This is a genomic window from Seohaeicola saemankumensis (assembly GCF_021021435.1).
Taxonomy (GTDB): Bacteria; Pseudomonadota; Alphaproteobacteria; order Rhodobacterales; family Rhodobacteraceae; genus Seohaeicola.
The window spans coordinates 46881-69325 of the sequence record NZ_JAINWI010000015.1 but is presented as its reverse complement, the minus strand read 5'-3'; the positions used below and the strand labels follow the sequence as shown (position 1 = coordinate 69325).

Sequence of the window (22445 nt, the reverse complement as noted above, 5' to 3'; positions counted from 1 at the left end):
CTTTTCCCCATCATATCCCCTTGCATGACAGAGCTTTCACGCATCCGCAATTTCTCCATCGTTGCCCATATCGACCACGGGAAATCCACCCTGGCCGACCGGCTGATCCAATCCACCGGCACCGTGCAGGACCGGGATATGAAGGAACAGCTGCTCGACAGTATGGATATCGAGCGCGAGCGCGGGATCACGATCAAGGCCAACACGGTTCGCATCGACTACAAGGCCGATGACGGGGAAACCTATGTCCTCAATCTGATCGACACGCCCGGCCATGTCGATTTCGCCTATGAGGTCAGCCGCTCCATGCGCGCGGTCGAAGGTTCGCTGCTTGTTGTCGACAGCACGCAGGGCGTCGAGGCGCAGACGCTGGCGAACGTCTATCAGGCGCTGGATGCCGATCACGAGATCGTCCCCGTCCTGAACAAGATCGACCTGCCCGCAGCGGATTGCGACCGTGTTGCCGCCCAGATCGAGGATGTGATCGGGATTGATGCCTCGGATGCATTGCGTGTCAGCGCCAAATCCGGCATCGGTATCAAGGATACGCTGGAGGCCATCGTCAAGCGCCTGCCCGCACCCAAAGGTGACAGCAACGCCCCTTTGACAGCGATGCTGGTCGACAGCTGGTATGACGCCTATCTTGGCGTGGTCGTGCTGGTGCGGATCATGGACGGCGTGCTGAAAAAGGGCGACCGGATCACGATGATGCAGAACGGATCGGTGCATCAGGTCGACCGGATCGGTGTATTCCGTCCGCAAATGCAGAATGTCGACGCGCTTGGGCCCGGCGAGATCGGGTTCATCACCGCCCAGATCAAACAGGTGCGCGACACCCGCGTGGGCGATACGATCACCCATGAGAAAAAGGGCGCGACCAAGGCTTTGCCGGGTTTCAAACCCTCGCAGCCCGTGGTGTTCTGTGGGCTGTTCCCCGTGGATAGCTCGGAATTCGAGGACCTGCGCGACGCGATTGAAAAACTGGCGCTCAACGATGCGTCCTTCAGCTACGAGATGGAAACATCCGCGGCGCTTGGCTTCGGCTTCCGCTGCGGATTTCTTGGGCTTCTGCATCTGGAAGTCATCCGCGACCGGATCGAGCGGGAATATAACATTGACCTGATCACGACCGCGCCCTCGGTGATCTACCATGTCTATCTGCGTGACGGCACGATGAAGGAATTGCACAACCCTGCCGACATGCCCGATCTGTCCATCGTCGACCATCTGGAAGAGCCGCGCATCAAGGCGACGATTCTGGTGCCCGATGACTATCTGGGCGACGTGCTGAAACTTTGCCAGGACCGGCGCGGTATCCAGCAGGAACTGACCTATGCGGGCAGCCGCGCGATGGTGGTCTATGACCTGCCCTTGAACGAAGTGGTGTTCGATTTCTATGATCGCCTGAAATCGGTCACCAAGGGCTATGCCAGCTTTGACTATCAGTTGATCGGCTACAGTCAGGACAATCTGGTCAAGATGTCCATTCTTGTAAATGACGAGCCGGTGGATGCGCTGTCGATCATGGTGCACCGTGACCGTGCCGAAATGCGGGGTCGGTCGATGGTGGAAAAGCTGAAGGAGCTGATCCCCCGTCACATGTTCAAGATCCCGATTCAGGCAGCCATCGGCGGCAAGGTCATCGCACGCGAGACTCTGGCCGCACTGCGCAAGGATGTGACCGCGAAATGTTACGGCGGCGACGCGACGCGCAAACGCAAGTTGCTGGACAAGCAGAAAGCGGGCAAGAAGAAGATGCGTCAGTTCGGCAAAGTCGAGATCCCGCAGCAGGCCTTCATCAACGCGCTGAAGATGGATACTTGAAGGGACAAGGCACGGCAGGCCCCTGCCTTTTTCTAATCCGGCTTTTCTGCGGCGTCTTAACTACGTGTTAACAAATCATCCTGCATGATCTTTGGGTCCGCTGCATGTGGCTGCGGTATTGCACGAGTACGCCCATGTTCCGAATGATTCCCGCCGCCCTTGTCCTGATGTTACTGACCGGTTGCGAATTGCCCGCGCAGGACCCTGTTGTGACGGCCTATAACGGGGACAGCGTGAATATCATCCAGCCAGCCTTTACCTCGGCTACGGATGCCGAATTGCTGGCACTGGCCAACAGTATCTGTCAGCGTGGATCGAAGAAGCTGGCCGAGCGTGTCTCGGCCCGGATTTTGCCAGACTATCAAGGGACGGAATACTTGTTCCTTTGCCTGAACAAACCCTGAATCATGATCGCACTTGGGCAATGTCAGGGATTGTCGCATTCTGCATTCTGCATTCTGCATTCTGCATTCTGCATATGAAATCCGAAGTGCATCATGCCGAAGCCTCCTCCGACTGCCTATTCCCGCGTCCAGATCTGCCTGACCTAGCTGATGTTCGCGCAGCTGGTGGAGCAATACCTGCTGCACAAGACGATCACCGAGGCTTTTGACCTGATCGAGGACGGGCTCGTGCCGCCTTTTGATCCACAGGTCGCAACTCATGTCTTTAGCGGCTTTCTGATCTTAGTGCTGGCCGCGGCGCGGCTTTGGAGCAGGCTGGATCGCGGTGTTCCGCTCTTGCCCGCCTCGGACCCTCCGATGCAACGGAGGGCCGCGCATATGACCCACTACAGCCTCTACGCGTTGCTGTTGGTGATGCCCGTCAGCGGGGCCGTTGCGTGGTTCCGCGGCAATGAAGCTGCGGCAGATGCCCATGGCGTGATGCCTTTTGTCCTGCTGGCTCTGGTCGCACTGCATATGGTGGCCAGCTTTTATCGCCAGTTCGTGCTCAAGGATGGGCTGATGGAAAGAATGCGGCGCTCTGATCCCGTCTGATTCAGATCAAGGCAGCGGTCTGCGGGGCTGGTTATAATTCCCTCATGTTCTTAATAGAGGGGCCGCGCGATGTGGCGACTTGGTTTCATCCTGCATCTGTTCATCGGGTCAACGCTGGCCGGAATCGGTGTGATTTTTGCCTTGGCGACGGGGTTTGACACCCTGTCACCAATTCTGATGGCTGCGACGGTCGGGTTTCTGGCCGCAATCCCTGTGACATGGGCCGTGGCCAAGGCGCTTTATGGAGATACCTGAGTTTGGCGAATCCTGCCTCAAGGGGCGGGTGGGACGGCGGCGGTGCGAGGGAGGGGTCCCCGTTGGGGCTGCCGCTGTCCCGACATTCACAGCACAGCGGGGTTGCAGACGATCACTGCGGCCCCGTCAGCCTTCCAGCCAGACTCGCAGTGCGGATTCGAACTCGCGTGGTTTTTCTGCATGCAACCAATGCCCCGCCCCAGGAATCTTGGCAAAGCGCGCGGCGGGAAACAGGGATTTGATCCGGTCGCGGTGTTGCGGGTCGACATAATCGGACTGTGCCCCTGTCAGAAACAGCGCCGGTTTGTCAAACTGGCCTTCGATCGAGGGAAATCCCAAAATATGCGGCATCTGGTCTGCCAGCGCAGCAAGATTGAGCCGCCAGCGTTTGTCCTTGATATCTAGCGACTGGGTGAAAAAGGCGGGAAGGGTAGGGTCATCCACCAGATCGGCCAGTTGTGCCTCGGCATCCGAGCGCTTTTCGACACGCGACAAATCAACCGCCTGCATCGCCTGGATATAGCGGCTTTGATCATGGGTATAGCTGACAGGGGCGATATCACCGACGATCAGGCTGTCCACCAGTGCGGGATGCTGCAAGGCCAAAAGCATCGCGGCCTTGCCACCCATCGAATGGCCCAGAACTGCCATCGGGCCGCCAGAGGCGCGGATGACCTCCGCGAGATCTTCGGCCATATCCGTGTAGCTGTGGCTGTCCGACCAAGGGCTGGACCCGTGGTTCCGCATATCGACAGCAAGCACTGTCCTGTTGTTTGACAGCCGTTTGGCGATCACACCCCAGTTGCGGCCAGAGCCGAAAAGACCGTGGGCAATCAACAAAGGAACCTGACCAGCGGGGCCATCGTGGCGAATGATGTTCAACATGCGCGCAGGGTTAGACGCTTTGCCTTTGCCTGTCCACTCGCGCTGCGGCTTTGGATGGTCAACAGCGCGAAGACCGCGCAGCGGTGACAAGCGCGCGAAACAGGGCGCGCTGGCGGCGCGCATAGATCAGGTATTCAGGGTGCCACTGCACACCAAGCGCAAAGGGCGGATTTGTGCGCTCGATCGCCTGCACCATGCCGCCTTCGTCCCGTGCGGCCACTTGCAAATCCGCGCCCAACCGGTCCACAGCCTGCGAATGAAGGGCATTCACGCGCATCGGGGCCGTGCCTGCGATACCGGCAAGCGCTGTCTTTTCCAGAATTGCGATATCCTTGCGCGGCAGGATCGTGCGATATTCGCGGCTGTCCGCATAATGGTCATAGGCGCGCTGGTGCAGGTTGCCGCCCTGCGCGATGTTCAGCATCTGCGCGCCACGGCAAATGCCCAAAACCGGCTTGTCCGCTGCAAGCGCTTCCAGAACCAGACGCCTTTCCAGCGCGTCGCGGTCCGGATCAAGACGGGCCTCGGCCACGACCTCGCCCTGATAGAGCATCGGCGAGATGTCGTCGCCACCCCCGACAACCAACCCGTCCACCATCGCGATATCGGCCGCTCTGGCCGAATCCCAACGCAGGGCGCATCCGCCTGCGATCAATATATTCAGCGCCATGAAGGGAAAGACGCGCCATCCGGTGCGGCGCGATACGGTGACCCCGATCTTTGGCCTCATGTCCAGATTGCCGCGTCCGACAGAACCGCATCCACGGTTTGCACCCAGTCGCGTCGTAGGCTGGTCAGCGCGGCGCGGTGGTCGATCCACATGGCTGACAGTCGGTCCAGCAGGACCGGGTCGGCGGCAATCCTTTCGATCAGAACCCAGCGGTTCCACTCATAGGTGACCGACCATCCTTCTGCGCCCAGACGTGCCTCGGGCAGGCGGTAGTGAAAGGTCGGGCGCCCGCCTTTGAGGGTATCGTCCGGCATCGCGGCATGCATCGCTTGGGGTCGCAGATGTTCCAGAAGCGGCAGCAGATCAAGACCCCTGTTGCGGGTCGGCGTAAGCTCGGCATAGACGCGCAGCAGGTCGTCAAGTCGCCAAGCCGCGCCGTCTTTGGCCAACAGGTCCAGCAGGTTGCGCGGCCAAGGATCGACAAAAGGCAGCAAACGGCGCGACGGATCTATCGGATCGCTGGCGCGCAGCCAATCTTCCAGCAAACCGTAAGCGCGCACGACCGGCAAAACGCCGGATATATCCTCACGCGCGACTTCGGGGTTCAGATGGAGTCCAAAGCCGTAGAAAATCCCGCCTTGCGTCCCTTCGGCACCTGCCGCGACCAATGCGTCCACCAATGGGTCGATGCGTTCAAGCTGTGTCCGCGTCAGTGGTCCCGTCACGATTTCGACCGGCACAACCGCGCGTGACCAGTTCAGCAACTTGTCCGCGATAAAGCTGCCAGCCTTGTCGCGCAAATGGACATCCAGTTCGATTTTCACATCGCCCAGTGCAGTGTTCCTGACCGTGATGTCATGCAGGGTGGCGATGTCGATGGTGCCGCCCCATGCGTCTTGAATGATCTCTGCCGTATCCGCTTCCGACAGACCGGCAAATTCGATCTCGACCCCGACACGGCGTTCCTTGCCGTCGGCACGCCGAGGCTCCGGTAGCTGCCACAGCTTGTCCTGCGGGATGCGCGTCAGAAGATCACTGAAATCTGTCAAGGGGTTGCACTCTTCATAGGAACTGCGTGACAGTCCACACTATGGGAAAGCATGTAGAGAAGGCAACCGTGGGACGTGACAGATTGCCGGGCAGCCTATGAGCCGCATGCGGTGGAAGGCTGCAGCTTTGGGCGGTGCAATAGTTGGGCTATGGGGCTTGATTGCACATATGCCTGTCTATCTGCCGCCTGTCACACCCGCTATGCTGGACGCACAGCCCGCGCAGGACAGCGGCCCGCAAGATGTTTTCGGCTACGCCACTCTGAAGCATTCTTTGCTCCGGTTTGTGGTAATTGGCCGTCCGGTGTCCGCCGCACCAGCACAGCTTGAAGGATTTTTGCGCGAGGGGCGCGATCTGCGTCGCGATTCCGGCAGCGTGGTTGCGGGACAGGTCTTTACTGTAGGGCCGGAAGGTCTGTTGCGATTGGACCGCTACGAACGATTGGGAGAGCGCTACCGCCGTGACCTCAGGACACTGAACGACGGACGCGACGTCTGGGTCTACCAACTCTTGCCCGCAGCCCGCCAGTGACCCAGACACAGTAGATGCCAAAAAGGATTCTCATGCCCGCGCGCCGGATATTTGCCAGACTGACAGACACCGCCCCCGATGCGCTGAACGATGGCGAGGCGCGCAATGCTTTGATCCACGTCATGGCCCTGACACTGACCAAGTCGGCTGACAGCCTGATAGATCCCAAACTGGTACTATCGTGGCTTCTGAATGCATTGGGTGCACCCGGAGTTGTGTTGGGCGCGCTGGTCCCCGTGCGCGAGGCCGGATCAATGTTGCCGCAACTTGCCTTGGCCAGACAGGTCGAACAATCGACGCAGCGCAAGCGGATCTGGGCCGCCGGAGCACTTGTGCAGGGTGTGGCGGCATCGGGAATCGCACTGGCGGTGCTGACGCTGGAAGGGAGCGCCGCAGGCTGGACCGTGCTGGCACTGCTGGCTTTGCTGGCGGTTGCGCGCTCTGCCGCATCTGTCAGCTACAAGAATGTGCTGGCGCGCACGATTGAAAAGGGGCGGCGCGGCACTGTGACTGGACTTGCGGCTTCGGTCGCCTCTGTCACGGCCTTCGCGTTCGGATTGCTGATGGCGCTGGGTGTTTTCGATGTGGCCGTGCCTGTCCTGGCCGGCGCGATTGCTCTTGCTGGGGCAGGGTTCGTGGTGGCGGGCCTATTGTTCCTGCGCCTGAAAGAGCCGGACAACGAAACCGGCACGACTGACACGAACGGGATTGGCGATCTGATCCGCCCGCTGCGGGAGGATCGCCAGTTGCAGGTTTTCATCGCGGCGCGGGCTGCCCTGACCGTGACGGCCTTGGCGCCGCCCTTCATTATCATGCTGTCTTCTGCGCAGGGTGATGGCGCGCTGGACCAGTTGGGACCGATGGTTATGGCCTCGACCGCGGCGGCCGTGCTGTCCTCGTATATCTGGGGGCGCCTGTCGGACAAATCCAGCCGCCAGACCTTGATGCTTGCAGGAAGCCTTGCCGCCCTCGCGCTTTTTCTGACGGGCCTTGCGGGGGCGGCGCTCGACGGGTTGGGTGGCGCATCGGGGGCAGGCTTGGCTATTTTTGTTGCCCAGATCGCCTATGAGGGTGTGCGGGCGGGGCGCAAATTGCATCTGACAGACATGGCCGAGGATGATTTCCGCGCCCGATATACGGCCCTGTCAAACACGTTGATCGGGCTTGCCTTGATGGCTGGCGGGCTGTTCGGGCTGGCGGCTGACCGCTTTGGGCCGGCTGCCCTTTTGATGGTTTTCGCAGTGATTTCGCTGACTGGTGCCGTGATCGCAAGCCGTCTGGACGAGGTGCAGAAAACCTGAGTAGAGCCGCATTGGTTGCGTTTTACCTGTTCTTTCCATAGTTTGACACGCTCATTGCCGGATCACGGGTGTGGCCCGTCCGGTCCCTTCACAACGAGAGGGTAACGCGGCAGTGCCGCTCAACGACAAAAACAATCGAAGGACAGCTTTCATGACCGACGAGGAAATAGCCCGCGATCCGGATGCGACCGATCCCGAGGCAATCGAAGCCATTCCCGAACCCGAAGGTGAGACAGAGATCATCGAAACGGATTACACGATCGGGCAGGACAATATCGCCACGCGCAAATGGGTGTTCGAGTTCGATATCCACAATCCGGTTTTTCCGGTCTCGGCCGTTGCGATCCTGTTGTTTACCTTCCTGACACTGGCATTCCAGACAGAGGTCGAGCCGCTTTTCGTCGGTCTGCGTGACTGGCTGACCGGAAATCTTGACTGGTTCTTCCTGTTGTCGGGCAATATTTTCGTGATCCTTTGTCTTGCGTTGATCCTGTCTCCCTTGGGGCGCGTGCGCCTTGGCGGACCCGAGGCAACCGCCGACTACACATATATCGGATGGTTCTCGATGCTGTTTGCTGCCGGTATGGGGATCGGCCTGATGTTCTTCGGCGTGTCCGAACCGATGTCGCATTTCTCGGCGGCATTCGACGGGATTGCCGTGGGCGAGGACGGCCTGCGGACGGATTGGGCACCGCTCGGCGGGGCTGAAGGCGATGCAGAGGCAGCGCGCCGTCTGGGTATGGCCGCCACAATCTTTCACTGGGGTCTGCACCCTTGGGCGATTTATGCCATTGTTGCTCTTGCACTGGCCTTGTTCAGCTATAACAAAGGTTTGCCGCTGACTCTGCGCTCTGCTTTCTATCCCATTTTCGGCGAGAAAGTCTGGGGCTGGCCCGGCCATGTCATCGACATTCTCGCGGTTCTTGCGACGGTTTTCGGTTTGGCCACATCCCTTGGTATCGGGGCGCAACAGGCTAGTGCAGGGCTTGATTTCCTGTTCGGTCTGGGTAGCTCGAACACGGTGCTGATTGTCCTGATCATCTTGATTACGGCCATTGCGATCGTCTCGATTCTGCGTGGTCTGGACGGCGGGGTCAAAGTGCTGTCCGAGGTCAATATGGGTCTCGCCGCGCTGCTGTTGTTCTTCATCATCGCGGTCGGGCCTACGCTTGAGATTCTGACGGGCTTCTTTGCCAATCTTGGGGCCTACGCGCAGAACCTGCCCGCGCTGTCCATGCCTTTCGCGCGCGAAGATTCCAACTTTGCCAGCGGCTGGACCGGCTTCTACTGGGCTTGGTGGATCAGCTGGTCGCCTTTCGTCGGCATGTTCATCGCCCGCGTGTCCCGTGGCCGGACCGTTCGCGAATTTCTGATCGCGGTATTGATCGTGCCGACACTTTTGTCGGTGCTATGGATGACAGCGCTTGGCGGCACGGCGATCAGTCAAGTCGTCAATCAGGGCCTTAGCAGCGTTCAGGATGCCGCGCTCGAACTGAAGCTGTTCGAGATGCTGACCTATCTACCCCTGACCGGCATCACCTCGATGATCGGGATCGTCCTTGTGATCGTGTTCTTCATCACATCCTCGGACTCGGGCAGTCTGGTGATCGACACGATTGCGGCAGGCGGCAAGACCAACGCGCCGGTTATCCAGCGCGTGTTCTGGGCCAGCTTCGAGGGCATGGTCGCGATTGCCCTTCTGCTGGGTGGCGGTCTGGCGGCTTTGCAAGCGATGGCTGTATCCACAGGCTTGCCGTTCACGCTGGTCCTTTTGGGCGCATGTTATTCCATCGTTAAAGGGCTGCTGAACGAGCCACGCTGACACGCGGGATAAATCATTGCATAATCTGCACAAGGGCGGTGGGCGAAAGCGCGCCGCCCTTTGTCGTGGCGCGTTGTAGAATCGTCGGGTGACTGATCATGTGCCTGATATCGTATGATAATCGCACCCAGTTTTGCCGGGGCTTTCGGTGACGTAGCAGGAAAGAGCCGACCATGACCACGCCACAGATGATGATTTTCGGTATCCTCGCCCTGACGGTGGGTTTGTTTCTTTGGGGCAAGCTGCGCCATGATGTGGTGGCCCTAGCGGCGCTGATGGCCTGTGTCGTTGTCGGGCTTGTTCCCGCAGCCGAGGCATTTGTCGGCTTTGGCCATCCGGCCGTGATCACCGTGGCCTGTGTGCTGGTTCTCAGCCATGGCTTGCAACAATCCGGCGCCGTGGATGCGCTAACGCGCAAGGTTATGCCAAAAAATGGGGGTAAGATTGCAACACTTGCCGCATTGATGGGGCTTGGTGCGCTATTATCCGGTGTGATGAATAATGTTGGCGCAATGGCTTTGCTCATGCCGATTGCCGTGCAGGTGTCAGGGCGGCTGGGGCTTACAGCAGGTCAGGTGTTGATGCCCTTGGCCTTCGGCACGATTCTGGGTGGGATGACCACGCTTGTGGGTACGCCGCCCAACCTGATCGTTTCCGGCTTTCGGGCGGATGCGGGATTGGGCCAGTTCCGCATGTTCGATTTCACGCCGGTCGGACTGGCCGTGGCGGCCGTCGGGGTGGTCTTCGTGTCTCTTGTCGGCTGGCGGCTGGTGCCGGCACGCAAATCCTCAAGCGGCGACGGGTTCGAGACAAGCGCCTATCTGACCGAAGTGCGGGTGCCATCCAAAAGCAAAGCTGTCGGCATGACATTGCGCCAGATCGAAACCGAACTTGAAGGGGCCGAGGCGCAGATCGTTGCGCTTGTGCGAAACGAGGTCAAGATGAACGCCCCGCATGGCGGCCGCCGGATCAAAGCCGAAGATATCCTGATGCTGGAAGCCGATGTCGAGGGCCTTTCCGAAGCATTGTCCGCGTTCGGGATCAAACTGGAAGAGCAAGGCTCCTCTTCCGAAATGGTGGAAGAGGAGAGCGGCAAGGCCGAGACCAAAAGCAAAGCCAGTGCAAAATCCACCAAGGCCGATGCTGATGCAAAAGCGGCCGACCGAAACAAAAACAAGGATCAGGACGAGGAGGAGGATGACTCGCGCCGTGATGAAGACATCGTTCTGCGGGAACTGGCGGTTCTGCCGGCATCCAACCTCGTGGGCAGGTCCGCGCGCGATATCCGGCTGCGTACCCGTTTCGGCTTGAACCTGCTTGCTGTCGCACGCGAAGGCCACCGTCCGCGCGCCCGTTTGCGGACGCTCAAGTTGAAGTCGGGTGACTTGCTGATGATGCAGGGGCCTGCAGAAGTCTTGACCGATTTTGCAAATGAATCCGGCTGCGTGCCCTTGGGGGAGCGCGAATTGCGCATTCCCGATGCGCGCATGGCTTTTCTGTCTACCGCGATCATGGCGGGGTCCATTGCATTGGTTACCTTGGGGATACTTCCCGCCGCAGCCGCTTTCGCGCTCGGGCTGCTGGCCTCGATGGTGTTGCGGACTGTGCCGCCGCGTGATGTCTATACGGCGATCGACTGGCCGGTGATCGTGCTGCTGGCGGCACTGATCCCCGTGGCGGGCGCAATGGAGCAGACAGGGGCAGCCGATGTTCTGGCGCGGCTGCTGCTGGACACAATCGCGCAGGGCAATGCCATTGCCGCGCTGGGGGTGATCCTAGTTGTCACGATGTTCCTGTCCGATGTCATGAACAACGCCGCAACCGCCGCTGTCATGTGCCCCATCGCCTTGGGGATTGCGGCCAGCCTTGGCGTCAATCCCGACAGCTTTCTGATGGGGGTGGCGATCGGGGCATCCTGCGCCTTCCTGACGCCGATCGGGCATCAGAACAATACGCTGATCCTTGGTCCCGGCGGGTTCCGTTTCAGCGATTACTGGCGTCTGGGTCTGCCGCTTGAAATACTTGTCGTGGCTGTCAGCCTGCCGCTTCTGCTGGTTGTCTGGCCGCTTTGAGGTTTCAACCGTTCCCGCTTGGCCTTGCTACTATGACGGTCTAGGCTGTCGCGGCAAAGGAGTTCGACATGCATCACTATTCGCTACTTGATCTCTCGCCGGTGGCTGAAGGTGCCACCACGACGCAGGCTTTGGCCAATACCGTCGATCTGGCGGTAAACGCCGAGCGTTTCGGCTATCACCGCTACTGGCTGGCCGAGCATCACAACATGCCAGGTATCGCAAGTGCGGCCACGGCTGTGGTAATCGGGCGGGTGGCTGCCGCCACATCGACGATGCGCGTGGGGTCAGGCGGGATCATGCTGCCCAACCATGCGCCGCTGGTGGTGGCCGAACAGTTCGGCACGCTCGCGGCAATGTTTCCGGACCGGATTGATCTGGGGCTTGGGCGCGCGCCGGGCACCGATATGAACACAGCCCGCGCCTTGCGCCGCTATATGGACGGGGCCGATACCTTTCCGCAGGATGTGGCCGAATTGCTGGGCTATCTGGATGATGCGCCTTCTGACGCGCGTGTGCGCGCTGTGCCGGGGCAGGGTTCGCATGTGCCGGTCTGGATACTTGGCTCCAGCTTGTTCGGCGCACAGTTCGCGGCCTATATGGGGCTGCCCTATGCCTTTGCCTCGCATTTCGCCCCGCAGATGCTGGAAGAGGCTCTGCGGACCTATCGCGCGACATTCAAGCCGTCGAAATATCTGGCGAAACCCTATGTGATGGTGGCCGCAGGTGTTTGCGCCGCCGATACGGATGACGAGGCGCATTACCTGCGGACCTCGCAGATGCTGTCCTTTGCGCGGTTGCGTTCGGGTCAGCCCGGCAAGCTGCCTGCGCCTGTCCGCGATCTTGAGGCGCAGGTTCCGGCGCCTGTCTTGCGGATGGTGCACGAGGCGATGGCTGTCTCTGCCGTCGGTGGGCCGGATGCGGTGCATCAGGATCTGTCGCAGATCGTGGCGCGCTACCGTCCTGACGAGTTGATGGTGACAGGCATGATCCATGATCATGCCGCGCGGGTTCATTCCTTCGGGATCGCCGCGCAGGCACTGGCTGATATACAGGCTGTGACCCACGCGGCCTAAGGCTGTTGTGCCAGTGAAAGTCGATGATCTTCTGGCGGAGCCGACACCGTGACTCAGGACGAGGTTTCAGAAAAGTCTCAGGCAATCTGCACCCTTTTTGCGGATAAGCTATCCCTGTCGCGCGGCTCGCTGGAGCAACGTCTACGCCGCGCCGGGCGGCGTTTGCCGGCGCGCATCCGTGAACAGGCCCGCGTCATCACCGAGGCCGAAATGCTGGCCGCAAACCCGAAACTGGCGCGGCGTGTCGATCCGGACAAGCTGGAACGCGCCTTTGCAGAGGTGCGCAGGCATCTGCTGCAGATCGACCCCGCCGATCGCCGCCGCGGGGCGGTTCTGGGTGTGTTGGGCGGTCTGGCCTTCAATCTTTTGTTGTTTGCCGCTCTCGCGTTTGCAGGCTTGCGCTGGCAAGGCCTGATCTGAAACGGAAAACGCCGCCCCTTTCGAGACGGCGTTTGAAACCTGCGTGCAAGGCTGACGGATTACAGACCGGGATAGATCGGGAACCGCGCGCACAGCGCCTCGACCTCGGCGCGGACCTTGTCCTCCACCTCTGCATTGCCATCTTCGCCATGGGCGGCCAGACCATCCACGACCTGCACGATCCAGCGCGCGATTTGGCGGAATTCATCCTCGCCAAAGCCCCGTGTCGTGCCTGCGGGCGTACCCAGACGCACACCACTGGTGATCGTCGGTTTTTCGGTATCGAACGGAATGCCGTTCTTGTTGCAGGTGATATGCGCGCGCCCAAGCGCTTTTTCGGTGGCATTCCCTTTGACACCTTTGGGGCGCAGGTCGACCAGCATCAGGTGGCAATCCGTGCCGCCTGTCACGATATCCAGACCGCCCTTCATCAACTCGTCCGCCATCGCCTGCGCGTTGCGGATTACCTGCGCCTGATAGTCCTTGAAACCGGGGCGCAGTGCCTCGCCAAAGGCGACAGCCTTGGCCGCGATGACATGCATCAGCGGCCCACCCTGAATACCGGGGAAAATGGCCGAGTTGATCTTTTTCGACAAATTCTCGTCATTTGTCAGGATCATACCGCCACGCGGGCCGCGCAGGGTTTTATGCGTTGTCGTGGTCGCAACATGCGCATGCGGGAAGGGCGACGGGTAATGCCCCGCTGCGATCAGACCGGCGAAATGGGCCACATCGGCCAGAAGATACGCACCGACGCTATCCGCGATCTCGCGCATCTTGGCGAAATCAATGATGCGCGGAATGGCCGAACCGCCCGCAATAATCATCTTGGGCTTATGCTCGGCAGCCAGTTCGGCGATCTGGACATAGTCGATTTCCAGATCCTGTTGGCGCACGCCATACTGGATCGCGTTGAACCACTTCCCCGACTGGTTGGGCTTGGCACCGTGGGTCAGGTGACCGCCTGCATCAAGGCTCATGCCAAGGATGGTGTCGCCGGGCTGCAGGAGCGCGGTGAAGACGGCCTGGTTGGCCTGCGAACCGGAATTGGGCTGCACATTGGCAAAGCTGCAACCAAACAATTGGCAGGCCCGTTCAATCGCCAGATTCTCGGCCACATCGACGAACTGGCAACCGCCATAGTAGCGCCGTCCGGGATAGCCTTCGGCGTATTTGTTGGTCATCACCGAGCCTTGCGTTTCCATTACGGCGCGGCTGACAAAATTCTCGGACGCGATCAGTTCGATCTCGTGCCGTTGGCGGCCCAATTCATCTGTGATGGATTTGAACAGCTCGGGATCGCGCGAAGACAGTGCTTCGGTGAAAAAACCGGTATCGGACATATCAGGCTCCGTTATGGGGTCAGCGTTACCCTGTGTCCTAGTGCAATCCACCCAAGGGGGGAAGGGCTGAAAGCGACGCAGGCAGGGGTGCATGCGGCGCTGTTGGTGGCAGGGGTGGCGCAGGGGGGAAGTTTGTGCTTCCATCGGCGCGCGATGACGCGCTTTGGAAACAGGACAAACCCCCGATGACCCTCAAGATAGCCTTTTGCGCCAGTTCGGTTCCCAGCGCGCAAGAGGCTCTGACGCGGCTGAATGCGCATTATGGCGGGGTGCCCGAGGATCAGGCCGATGTGATCGTCGCACTGGGCGGGGACGGCTTCATGCTGGCGACGCTGCACCGCACCCAATCGTTGGATGCACCGGTCTACGGGATGAATCGCGGAACGGTCGGCTTTCTGATGAACACCTATCACGAGGACGACCTGATGGAGCGTCTGGGCGCCGCCGAGGAAGCGGTGCTGAACCCGCTGGCCATGCGCGCTACCTGCGCCGATGGCATCGTGCACGAGGCGCTGGCGATCAACGAAGTTTCGCTTCTGCGGCAAGGCCCGCAAGCGGCGAAGTTGCGGATCACAGTGGACGGGCGTTTGCGGATGGAGGAACTGGTATGCGATGGTGCGCTGGTTTCCACGCCCGCTGGGTCCACAGCCTATAACTACAGCGCCCATGGCCCGATCCTGCCGATCCGGTCGGATGTGCTGGCGCTGACGGCGATTGCACCTTTCCGGCCAAGGCGGTGGCGCGGGGCGCTTTTGCCCAAAACAGCGCTGGTGCGCATCGACGTCGAGGAGGCTTCAAAACGCCCAGTGATGGCGGATGCGGATTCCCGTTCCGTGCGTGATGTGGTGACCGTCGAGATCCGCAGCGCGCCTGAAATCGAACACCGTATCCTGTTCGATCCCGGTCATGGGTTGGAAGAACGGCTGATTCAGGAACAGTTCGTCTGATCCGACCGGGCCCTCGGCCTAGTAGAACCCTGCCCACATGATCGAGATATCGGCGTGGTGATCACGCCCGTAGGCGACGATTCCAAGGCTGCGAATACTGTCAGCTTTGATCGCATCGCGCAGCAATGCGCCGGAAGGCGCAAAGGCCGAGAAGGGAATTTGCACCTCGGCCCAGTCTGCGGTGGTTGGGAAAGGGGCTTGATAATACTGCCACGGCAGAACCGTCCCCGAGGTTCTGAGGTGGACAAAATAGTCCTCGCCATTGCCCCGCACCTTGAGGGCGACACCGGTCGCACCTTGAGGCGGCGGATTTTGCAGCGTGATCCGCGACTGGATGAACCCGCCGCGATTGGCGGTGCTGACATCACCTGTCAGGCGCAGCACCGGAAGGCCGCCCATGGTCTCGATGCGCGCGCCGCCCTGGGATTGACCGCCCATGACCTGATCCGACACATAGGTCCAGTCTGCATCAGGGGTCAGGCGAGTCTGGACAGGCATCTCGGCCCCCGCAGAAAAAGGAAAGGTCAGGGCAAGGCAGGCAACTGCGATGAGGTTTTTCTTCATCCACAGAATATGGGGCCTTGGCGACAACTGTGCAACGGCGGCGCGAGGGGCAATGAAGCGATCTGGATATTTCAGGCAAGAAGAAGCAGCCCCGGTGCAGTCGCATCGGGGCTGTTCGCTTTACTTCGCATAGCCGAGCGTTTGCAGGGCGGCCTTGATCTCGTCCAGAATGGCGGGATCGTCAATCGTGGCGGGCATTTTGAACGCTTCGCTATCGGCCAGTTTGACCATCGTGGCGCGCAGGATCTTGCCCGAACGTGTCTTGGGCAGGCGGTCCACCACAACGGCCAGTTTGAAGGCGGCCACGGGACCGATCTGGTCGCGCACACGGGCCACGCATTCCTTGACGATATCGGCATGGGGCCGGTTCACGCCTTTGGTCAGACACAAAAAGCCCATCGGCAACTGGCCCTTCAACTCGTCCGTGACACCGATCACGGCGCATTCCGCCACATCGGGGTGACCGGCAAGGATCTCTTCCATGGCACCTGTGGACAGGCGGTGACCTGCCACGTTGATCACGTCATCCGTGCGCGCCATGATATAAAGATAGCCATCGTCGTCGATCATGCCCGCGTCTCCGGTTTCATAGTAGCCGGGGAAATGCGACAGATAGGACTTGCGGTAGCGATCTTCGGCATTCCAGAGCGTCGGCAGCGTGCCGGGTGGCAGCGGCAGTTTCACCGCGATGGCACCCAATTCACCCGCAGGCATCGGATGGCCTGCCTCGTCGAGGATCTGCACATCCCAACCGGGCATGGCGACGGAAGGCGAGCCGATCTTGACCGGCAGCGGATCGAGGCCCATCGGGTTCGCGGCGATCGGCCAGCCGGTTTCGGTCTGCCACCAATGGTCGATAACCGGCACCTTGAGCAAGTCTTGCGCCCAGATGATCGTGTCGGGGTCCGCCCGTTCACCCGCCAGATAAAGCGCGCGCAGGCAGGTCAGGTCGTATTTGGCGCGGTACTCGCCCTTGGGGTCCTCGCGCTTGATCGCGCGGAAGGCAGTCGGGGCGGTGAAGAAGGAGCGCACGTTATGCTCCGAGATCACACGCCAGAAGGTGCCCGCATCCGGCGTGCCGACGGGCTTGCCCTCGAACACCACGGTGGTGTTGCCATGGATCAGCGGCGCGTAACAGATATAGCTGTGCCCCACGACCCAGCCCACATCCGATGCAGCCCAGAACACATCGCCGGGATCGACGTTATAAATGTTCTTCATCGTCCAGTTGAGTGCGACCAGATGGCCCGCCGTGGGCCGGATCACGCCCTTGGGCTGGCCGGTGGTGCCGGATGTGTAAAGCACATAGGCCGGATGGTCGCCCGCTACCGGCACGCATTCGGCGGGCTCCACGCCATGTTGGAAGCCGTGCCAGTCGAAATCGCGGCCCGGAGTCAGTTGCGCCACTTCCTGCTCGCGCTGGAAGATCACGCAGAAATCTGGCTTGTGCGCCGCCTGGTCGATGGCGCTGTCCACCAGCGGTTTGTAATGCACCACGCGGCCCGGCTCGATTCCGCAGGAACCGGCGATGATGGCCTTGGGGGTGAAATCGTCGATCCTGACCGCCAACTCATGCGCCGCGAATCCGCCGAAAACGACCGAATGGATCGCGCCCAGACGGGCGCAGGCCAGCATCGCCTCAAGGGCTTCGGGAACCATCGGCATATAGATGACAACGCGGTCGCCTTTCTCGATACCCTTGGCGCGCAGCGCACCCGCAAGACTGGCGATACGGGTCTGCAACTCGGCAAAGGTGATCTTGTGCACTGTGCCGGTGACGGGGCTGTCATGGATGATAGCCAGACGGTCGCCATGCCCCGCGGCAACGTGCCTGTCTACCGCGTTCCAGCAGGTGTTGACCTGTGCGTCCTTGAACCACTCGTAAAGCGGTGCCTTGTCCGCAAACAGCGCGCGTGAGGGCGGCTTGTCCCAGTCAATCGCTTTGGCCTGTTCCATCCAGAACCCTTCAGGGTTGGCTTGCCAGCCCGCATAGACGTCTTTGTATGCCATTGCATTCCTCCTCCGGCGATTGCCACGGCTTACCCAAGGTCAGGCCCTCCGCGCAAGGGGCTTGTCTGGCCCGAGAGGTCAGTCGCCTGCGCGCTATGGTCACGTTTCGCGCTAACAGACCCTGTTAGCGCGGACCTGCCACGATCCCCTGATCGAAAAGCTGCGCAATCTCGCCCGAAGCAAGCCCTGCGACATCCGCCAGCACCTCCTCGGTATGCGCGCCAAGTATCGGTGCCGGAGCAGGTTCCGGCGTGGCGGCAGCCGAGAACGTCAGCGGCGAGGCTGGCACTGGGTAACGGCCAATGCCCGGTTGGTTGACATCGGCGAACATCGGGTTCTGTCCCGGTTGCAGATCGGGGTCTTCGCGCACGGCGCGGGCAAAGCTGCGGAATTCGGACCATGTCAGGCCTTCGGCTTCAAACAGGGGGGCAATGTCGGCAAGGGTGCGGGCGGCGAACCACGGCATCAGGGCTTCGGTGATCAACGCGCGGGCCTCCCAACGGGCGGCTTCGCGGGAGAGGTTCAACCCTGTCTGGCGGGAGATCCCTTCGATCGCACCGGCGCTGCCCGTTACCTTGACCAAGCCGCGCCATTGCCGGTCTGTCAGACCGATGACCATAATCCGTCGCCCGTCGGCACAGATGAAATCCTGCCCGTAGGCGCCATATAGCGCGTTGCCGCTCTTGGGTCGGTCCACACCGTTCACCACGACCTCGCCGATGATCCCCAGATGGCCCAGCATCGCGGCGGCAACATCCTTGAGAGACAAGTCAACATCCTGCCCCGCGCCGGTTTTCAATCTGTGCCGTTCCGCCGCCAGCAGGGCCGAGACTGCCAGATTACCTGCAATGCAATCCCAAGCAGGCAAGACATGCGCGACCGGATCGCTGCTGCCTGTGGGGCCGGTGGCATCGGGAAAACCAAGCGCGGGATTCACGGTGTAATCTACTGCAGGCCGCCCCTGCCGGTCGCCCGACAGGGTGACCATGACCAGATCGCGGCGGAACTCGCTGAGGGTCGGGTGATCCATCCAGCCGCGCACGCGCAGATTGGTCAGGAAGAGGCCTGCATCTTCCCCCGGTGCGGTGATGATCTGCGTCACGAGTTCCCGCCCGCGCGGTGATTTCATATCGACCGCGACCGAGCGTTTACCCTTGTTCATGCCTGCCCAGAACAGGCTGCGGCCCTGATCCGTAATCGGCCAGCGATGGGCGTCCAGCCCGCCCTCCAACCGGTCGAAGCGGATCACATCTGCGCCCATCTGCGCCAGTGTCATGCCCGCCAGCGGAATGGCTACAAAGGCCGATCCCTCGACCACGCGCATACCCTTGAGGATACCCGCCATCAGGACCAGCCAGCCGTAGCCTGAGTGCCGATATGTCCCTCGGAGGCGGCTGTGCAGAGTATCATGGTATCATCCTCGCTCTTGGTCCCGATCAGACGCAAGGGATGCGTATCGAACATTGGATGCACCCCGCGATACCGGAAGGTTACAGGGGGGCGTCCGGCAAGGCGGGCAGCGGCCTCGATCAGAAGAGTGGCCTGGAGCGGACCATGCACGACAAGCGCGGGGTAATGCTCGACCTGCGTGGCGTAGCTGCGGTCATAATGGATGCGGTGGCCGTTGAAAGTCACGGCCGAGTAGCGGAAGAGGCGAACAGGGTCGATGGTGACAGTCTCGTCGAAATCGGCGCTCTCCGGCGCTTGAGCGGGTTTCGGCGGGGCATAGCGGTCGGGGATCGGCAGGTAAACGATGGTCTGGTCTTCCCCGATCGCCGGACCTGCGGGCGTGTCGATCCGGTGGCGCAGGGTCAGGACCGCCATAGGCGTTTGCCCTGCCTGCTTGTGCTCAAGGCTGATGATCTCGGAATGGCGGGTCAGTGTCTCGCCGACATGCACAGGGGCAAGGAAACGCAGGCTGCCGCCAGCCCACATGCGTCGCCCCAAGCCAAGATCGGGTAGAAAGCCGCCCAGTTTGGGATGGCCGTCAGGGCCGATATCCTCCATCGCGGCGGTCGGTGGAAACGCAGCCCAATGCCAGAGTTGCGGCAGTACATCACCCTGCGACAGCGCGCCTGCCTGCCAATGCGGTCGCAAGGTGGCGCCGAGCAGATCAGCTTGCTGTGGTGAGATCGCGCCTGTGGCGAGCGCTGTGCGCCCTACTGCCGATGTCGTGCCGTCCATGGCTGACCCCCTCCCAGAATGATCGTGCCGGATACATTCAATGAGGGAAGTATTATTACCTATGTGCTTGTCAATGCGTAATTTTTGTATGCAAAGGTGCACATAGGCCGGTCTTTCCCGAGTTGCGGCCTGTGAGGAGTATTTGGGGCAAGATGAAAAGCAGGGCGCGCCCTGTGACCAAGGCGCGCCCTTTGCGACGGGTAGCAAGGATCAGCCGTAATGCGCGACGGGTGTGCCTGCGATTGCGGCCATATTCAGCAGACCGCGCGGAGTAATCGAGGGGCTGACGATATGGGCGCGGTTGCCCATGCCCATCAGGATCGGTCCGACCTCAAGCCCGCTGGCTTTCATCTTGAGGATGTTGCGCACACCCGATGCTGCATCGGCATGGGCAAAGATCAGCACGTTCGCAGGGCCCTGCATACGGCTGTCGGGAAAAATGCGCGCGCGCAATTCTGGGTCAAGCGCGCTGTCCACGTTCATCTCGCCCTCATAGGTGAAATCGCGCGGGGCTGCATCCAGCAGGGCAATGGCCGCGCGCATACGTGTGCCGGCATCCGTGTCCATGTTGCCGAATTGGGATTGAGTGCAGAAAGCCACGTTGGGCACCAGACCGAAGCGGCGTACGTGGCGCGCGGCACCGATGGCGGCTTCGGCCAGTTCGTCCGGTGTCGGTGTGGCGCGCACATGCGTATCCGCGATGAACAGCGGCCCGTCTTCGAGGATCATCAATGACAAGGCCCCGTGCGGGCGGTGGGTGGCACTGCCCAGCACCTGATTGACATATTTCAGATGCCAGCGGAATTCACCGAAAGTACCACAGATCATGCTGTCGGCCTCGCCGCGATGCACCATCACAGCGCCGATTGCGGTGGTATTGGTCCGCATGATCGCGCGGGCCAGATCGGGTGTCACACCGCGCCGCGCCATGATCTGGTGATAGCTGCCCCAATAATCGCGGTAGCGGGGGTCGTTTTCGGGGTTCACGATCTGCACGTCCTGTCCGATCCGCAGGCCAAGACCTGCGCGGGCGCATCGCGCCTCGATCACTTCGGGGCGTCCGATCAGGATCGGCTTCTCGGTGGTTTCCTCAAGAATGGCCTGTGCCGCGCGCAATACGCGTTCATCCTCGCCTTCGGCAAAAACGATGCTGCGGGCGGCTGTGGCCGCCGCGTTGAAGACGGGACGCATCAACAGGGCGGATTTGAACACCGATCCATCCAGACGAGCCTTGTAGGCGGCCAGATCTTCAAGTGGTCGGGTGGCCACGCCTGTCTCCATCGCGGCGCGCGCGACAGCCGAGGATACCACCCCCGATAGGCGCGGATCGAAGGGTTTGGGGATCAGGTAATCCGCTCCGAATGTCATCTGTTCGCCTTGATAGGCGGCCGCCGCCTCGGCGCTGGTGGTGGCGCGGGCCAGTGCGGCGATCCCGTCAATGCAAGCGATCTGCATAGAGTCGTTGATCTCGGTCGCGCCGACATCCAGCGCGCCGCGGAAGATGAATGGGAAACACAGCACGTTATTGACCTGATTGGGATAATCCGACCGCCCCGTCGCGATGATCGCATCGGGCACGACCGCGCGCGCCTCGGAGGGATCAATCTCGGGCGAGGGGTTGGCTAGCGCAAAAATGATCGGACGTTTGGCCATGCGGCCCACCATGGCGGGCTTCAAAACACCCGGACCTGAAAGGCCGAGGAACAGGTCTGCCCCGTCGATCACATCATCCAGCGTCCGCTTGTCTGTTGCCTGCGCAAAGGCGACTTTTTGCGGGTTCATATCCACCTCGCGGCCTTCATAGACCAGACCGTGTATATCGCAGAGCCAGATGTTCTCGCGCTTGACGCCCAGTTTGAGCAGCATGTTCAGGCAGGCAATCCCCGCAGCGCCGCCGCCGGTGCTGACAATGCGGATATCCTCGAACCGCTTGCCTGCCACGAACAGCGCATTGGTCGCGGCAGCCCCGACAACAATGGCTGTACCGTGCTGGTCGTCATGGAAAACCGGAATATTCATCCGCTCGCGGCAAAGCTTTTCCACGATGAAACAATCGGGCGCTTTGATATCCTCGAGGTTGATGGCGCCGAAGGTGGGTTCCAGCGCGCAGACGATCTCGGCCAGCTTGACCGGATCGGATTCGTCCAACTCGATATCGAAACAGTCGATACCCGCAAATTTCTTGAACAGGACGGCCTTGCCTTCCATCACCGGCTTGGAGGCCAGCGGCCCGATATTGCCAAGGCCAAGCACAGCCGTGCCGTTTGTGACAACGGCCACCAGATTGCCCCGCGCGGTATAGCGGCTGGCATCGGCGGGATTGTCGCGGATTTCCAGACAGGCCTCGGCCACGCCGGGCGAATAGGCGCGCGCCAGATCCCGCCCGTTGGCAAGTGGCTTGGTCGCGCGGATTTCCAGCTTTCCGGGCTTGGGAAATTCATGATAGGCCAGCGCCGCCTGTCGCAACGTTTCCTTTTGACTGTCGGACATGTG

Annotated in this window: 20 protein-coding genes; 11 read left to right on the top strand and 9 right to left on the bottom strand. The window is 60.9% G+C overall.

From position 1 onward, the window contains the following. Nucleotides 1-24 precede the first annotated feature (24 nt). The 4 genes from lepA to K7H22_RS13930 all read left to right on the top strand — a co-directional run bounded on the left by lepA (nt 25) and on the right by K7H22_RS13930 (nt 3077). On the top strand, nt 25-1824 hold the full coding sequence (gene lepA / locus K7H22_RS13945) for a translation elongation factor 4 (RefSeq protein WP_230801478.1): 1800 nt from the start codon (nt 25-27) through the stop codon (nt 1822-1824). Between the two features lie 134 nt (nt 1825-1958). Further along, nucleotides 1959-2228, top strand: a complete 270-nt coding sequence (locus K7H22_RS13940) for a hypothetical protein (protein WP_230801477.1) — start codon at nt 1959-1961, stop codon at nt 2226-2228. Nucleotides 2229-2378: 150 nt separating this feature from the next. Beyond that, the gene (locus tag K7H22_RS13935; RefSeq protein WP_230801476.1) at nt 2379-2822 is read left to right on the top strand and encodes a cytochrome b; all 444 of its coding nucleotides are present in this window, start codon (nt 2379-2381) and stop codon (nt 2820-2822) included. A 69-nt stretch (nt 2823-2891) separates the two neighbouring features. Beyond that, the gene (locus tag K7H22_RS13930) at nt 2892-3077 is read left to right on the top strand and encodes a CTP synthetase (protein ID WP_230801475.1); all 186 of its coding nucleotides are present in this window, start codon (nt 2892-2894) and stop codon (nt 3075-3077) included. Nucleotides 3078-3203: 126 nt separating this feature from the next. Here K7H22_RS13930 and K7H22_RS13925 read toward each other — a convergent pair whose 3' ends face one another. From K7H22_RS13925 to K7H22_RS13915, 3 genes are read right to left on the bottom strand one after another with little or no spacing between them, the layout of a single operon-like run. Beyond that, the gene (locus tag K7H22_RS13925; protein WP_230801474.1) at nt 3204-3962 is read right to left on the bottom strand and encodes an alpha/beta fold hydrolase; all 759 of its coding nucleotides are present in this window, start codon (nt 3960-3962) and stop codon (nt 3204-3206) included. Nucleotides 3963-4020: 58 nt separating this feature from the next. Beyond that, entirely contained in the window at nt 4021-4692 is a 672-nt protein-coding gene (locus K7H22_RS13920) for a gamma-glutamyl-gamma-aminobutyrate hydrolase family protein (RefSeq protein ID WP_230801473.1), read from the bottom strand. Next, entirely contained in the window at nt 4689-5681 is a 993-nt protein-coding gene (locus K7H22_RS13915; protein WP_230801472.1) for an amidoligase family protein, read from the bottom strand. Before K7H22_RS13915 ends, K7H22_RS13920 begins: the two co-directional genes overlap by 4 nt. A 97-nt stretch (nt 5682-5778) precedes the next feature. On the opposite strand from K7H22_RS13915, the gene K7H22_RS13910 reads away from it, so the two are divergent. The 6 genes from K7H22_RS13910 (at nt 5779) to K7H22_RS13885 (ending at nt 12904) form a co-directional block, all read left to right on the top strand. Further along, a complete protein-coding gene (locus K7H22_RS13910; RefSeq protein WP_230801471.1) occupies nt 5779-6213 on the top strand; it encodes a gamma-glutamylcyclotransferase family protein in 435 nt (144 codons plus the stop codon). A gap of 32 nt (nt 6214-6245) precedes the next feature. Beyond that, a complete protein-coding gene (locus K7H22_RS13905) occupies nt 6246-7514 on the top strand; it encodes an MFS transporter (RefSeq protein ID WP_230801470.1) in 1269 nt (422 codons plus the stop codon). A gap of 151 nt (nt 7515-7665) precedes the next feature. Then, the gene (locus K7H22_RS13900) at nt 7666-9336 is read left to right on the top strand and encodes a BCCT family transporter (protein WP_230801469.1); all 1671 of its coding nucleotides are present in this window, start codon (nt 7666-7668) and stop codon (nt 9334-9336) included. 173 nt (nt 9337-9509) lie between these two features. Then, nucleotides 9510-11408 (top strand): SLC13 family permease, encoded by a 1899-nt coding sequence (locus K7H22_RS13895; protein WP_230801468.1) that lies wholly within the window; start codon nt 9510-9512, stop codon nt 11406-11408. A gap of 68 nt (nt 11409-11476) precedes the next feature. Next, entirely contained in the window at nt 11477-12484 is a 1008-nt protein-coding gene (locus K7H22_RS13890) for an LLM class flavin-dependent oxidoreductase (protein ID WP_230801467.1), read from the top strand. Nucleotides 12485-12532: 48 nt separating this feature from the next. Continuing rightward, complete coding sequence (locus K7H22_RS13885; RefSeq protein WP_230801466.1) at nt 12533-12904, top strand: hypothetical protein; 372 nt, start codon at nt 12533-12535, stop codon at nt 12902-12904. 59 nt (nt 12905-12963) lie between these two features. On the opposite strand, the gene glyA is transcribed toward K7H22_RS13885, so the two are convergent. After that, nucleotides 12964-14247: a serine hydroxymethyltransferase gene (gene glyA, locus K7H22_RS13880; protein WP_230801465.1), complete on the bottom strand. Its 1284-nt coding sequence runs from the start codon at nt 14245-14247 to the stop codon at nt 12964-12966. 185 nt (nt 14248-14432) lie between these two features. Here glyA and K7H22_RS13875 point away from each other — a divergent pair, with 185 nt between their 5' ends. Continuing rightward, on the top strand, nt 14433-15194 hold the full coding sequence (locus K7H22_RS13875; RefSeq protein WP_230801464.1) for an NAD kinase: 762 nt from the start codon (nt 14433-14435) through the stop codon (nt 15192-15194). Between the two features lie 18 nt (nt 15195-15212). On the opposite strand, the gene K7H22_RS13870 is transcribed toward K7H22_RS13875, so the two are convergent. The 5 genes from K7H22_RS13870 to K7H22_RS13850 all read right to left on the bottom strand — a co-directional run bounded on the left by K7H22_RS13870 (nt 15213) and on the right by K7H22_RS13850 (nt 22442). Then, nucleotides 15213-15758 (bottom strand): CIA30 family protein, encoded by a 546-nt coding sequence (locus tag K7H22_RS13870; protein WP_230801463.1) that lies wholly within the window; start codon nt 15756-15758, stop codon nt 15213-15215. Nucleotides 15759-15878: 120 nt separating this feature from the next. Beyond that, entirely contained in the window at nt 15879-17768 is a 1890-nt protein-coding gene (gene prpE, locus K7H22_RS13865; protein WP_230801462.1) for a propionate-CoA ligase PrpE, read from the bottom strand. Nucleotides 17769-17892: 124 nt separating this feature from the next. Further along, a complete protein-coding gene (locus K7H22_RS13860; RefSeq protein ID WP_230801461.1) occupies nt 17893-19113 on the bottom strand; it encodes a CoA transferase in 1221 nt (406 codons plus the stop codon). After that, on the bottom strand, nt 19113-19952 hold the full coding sequence (locus K7H22_RS13855) for an FAS1-like dehydratase domain-containing protein (RefSeq protein WP_230801460.1): 840 nt from the start codon (nt 19950-19952) through the stop codon (nt 19113-19115). Before K7H22_RS13855 ends, K7H22_RS13860 begins: the two co-directional genes overlap by 1 nt. 210 nt (nt 19953-20162) lie before the next feature. Beyond that, on the bottom strand, nt 20163-22442 hold the full coding sequence (locus K7H22_RS13850) for an NADP-dependent malic enzyme (protein ID WP_230801459.1): 2280 nt from the start codon (nt 22440-22442) through the stop codon (nt 20163-20165). Nucleotides 22443-22445: the final 3 nt, after the last annotated feature.